Origin of the sequence: Staphylococcus sp. HMSC056G08, from assembly GCF_001812305.1 — a bacterium.
GTDB classification, from domain to species: domain Bacteria; phylum Bacillota; class Bacilli; order Staphylococcales; family Staphylococcaceae; genus Staphylococcus; species Staphylococcus simulans.
The window spans coordinates 1-2,054 of sequence record NZ_KV808532.1 but is presented as its reverse complement, the minus strand read 5'-3'; the positions used below and the strand labels follow the sequence as shown (position 1 = coordinate 2,054).

Here is a 2,054-nt window from a genome sequence, read left to right as displayed (position 1 = left end):
AATTTTTCACGATAGCTTGACCTGTTGTTTCAGCATCTGTAACTGGTTTAACACTATTAGGAGTGTAGAAGTCTTTGTCGATAGTTTTTACTTTTTCAAGTTCTGCTTTCAATGCATCAAGCGCTTTGTTGAATGCGTCTACTTTATCTTGAGTTGTTTTAGCTTTTACTGCATTTTCAAGATCAGTTTTAGCTTTATCAACTGTTTCTTGTGATGCGTTTTGATCTGCTTGAACTTCTTTAGCAGTATTTAATGCATCTTGAACCGCTTTATCTTCTTTATCAGCTGGATTAAGCTCTAAAGTTTCTGTAGTTTTAACAACTTTATTCAATTCTTCTTTATTTGCTTTAAGTTCAAGTTTATTTTGAGCATCAGTAATTGTTTGTGCTGCTTGTTTCAACTCTTCAACAGTCTTAGTAGCATCAGCACGAGCTGTTTCACCAGCTTTAACAGCTTCTTCTAATGGAGTGACTGTGTTTGGTTTGTATTCATCTTTAACTACTGAATTTGCTTCTTTAATAGCTTTTGTTAAAACATCTAAAGCATCTTGACGTTCTTTTGCATCAATCGCATCGTTAATTGCTTTTGTTGCGTTAGCAACTTGTTCTTGTGTTACATTGTAATCTTCGTTAACAGCTTCACCTGCTGTGACTGCATCTTGAACGGCTTTGTCTTCTTTGTCAGTTGCGACTAAGTCACCTAAAGTTTTTGCTTTTTCAAGAGCTTTCACAAGTTCTGTTTTATCTGCTTTTGAAACTAAGTTTGCTTGAGCATCTTTCAATGCTTTTGTTGCTTCCTCAATTTCTTGAGTTGTTTTATTAGCTGCATTATCAACTACATTTTGTCCTGCAGTTTCAGAGTCAGTTAAAACTTTTACGCTGTTTGTAGTGTAAAGTTCTTTATTAACTGTTTTTGCTTTTTCAAGCTCTGCTTTCAATGCATCTAAAGCATTTTGTTTTTCAACAGCTTCTTTAGTATCTTGTGCTTTTTTAGCATTTAACGCATTATCTAATTCAGTTTTAGCTGTATTCACTGCTTCTTGCGTTGCATTTTGATCAGCTTGTACTGTTTTCGCTTTGTCTAAAGCGTCTTGAACAGCTTTATCTTCTTTATCATTTGTATCAAGAGCACCTAAAGTTTCAGCTGTTGTCACAGATGTGTTCAATTCTGTTTTATCCGCTTTTTTATCTAATGCATTTTTAGCATCAGTAATTGCTTTTGTAGCTGCTTTGATTTCTTCAACTGATTTAGTTGCGTCATCTTTCGTAGTTTCACCCGCTGTGACTGCTGCTTCAAACGGTGTCACTGTATTTGGTTTGTAGTCATCTTTCTTAACTGTGTTAGCATCGTCAATTGCTTTTTGTAATTCATCTAAAGCGTCTTGACGTTCTTTCACAGCAATTGCATCGTTGATAGCTTTTGTGGCATTTGCTACTTGTTCAGTAGTCGCATTGCCATCTTCATTGACTGTATTACCAGCTGTGACTTGTCTTCTTTGTCAGTTGCGTCAAGTGCACCTAAAGTTTTAGCTTTTTCAAGAGCTTTCACAAGTTCTGTTTTATCTGCTTTTTGAACTAAAGCTTTTTGTAAATCTTTCAATTCTTGTGTGACAGCTTTGATTTCTTCAGTAGTTTTAAGTTCAGGAATTGTAACAATTGCGTTGCCTAAAACTTCTTTGTCGGCTAAAGGTTTCACACTGTCTGGTGTGTAGTCTTTATAGTCTAATTTACCGACTTTTGAAAGTTCTGCTTTCAATTCATCAAGCGCTGCTTTTTTAAGTGCGTCAAGTTCGTCTTGAGTTTTCTTAGCTGCAACGGCTTGATCAAGTTCAGTTTTAGCTGTATTTACAGCTTCTTGACTCGCATTGTCGTCAGCTTGAACTGTTTTTGCTTTATCTAAAGCATCTTGGACTGCTTTATCTTCTTTATCAGTTGGTTCTAAACCAGTAATAGCTTTTGCAGTATCAAGTGCTTTTTGTAAATCAGTTTTGTCTGCTTTTGGAACTAAAGCATCTTTGGCATCTTTCAATGCTTTTGTTGCGGCATTGATTTCTT

2 protein-coding genes are annotated in these 2,054 nt (G+C 35.5%); both read right to left on the bottom strand.

Annotated features, from left to right (window positions below):
• A partial coding sequence (locus HMPREF2846_RS12695) for an FIVAR domain-containing protein (RefSeq protein ID WP_141751892.1) occupies window positions 1-1,396 on the bottom strand: 1,396 nt, incomplete at its 3' end.
• A gap of 35 nt (window positions 1,397-1,431) precedes the next feature.
• A partial coding sequence (locus HMPREF2846_RS14500) for a hypothetical protein (protein WP_176745493.1) occupies window positions 1,432-2,054 on the bottom strand: 623 nt, incomplete at its 5' end.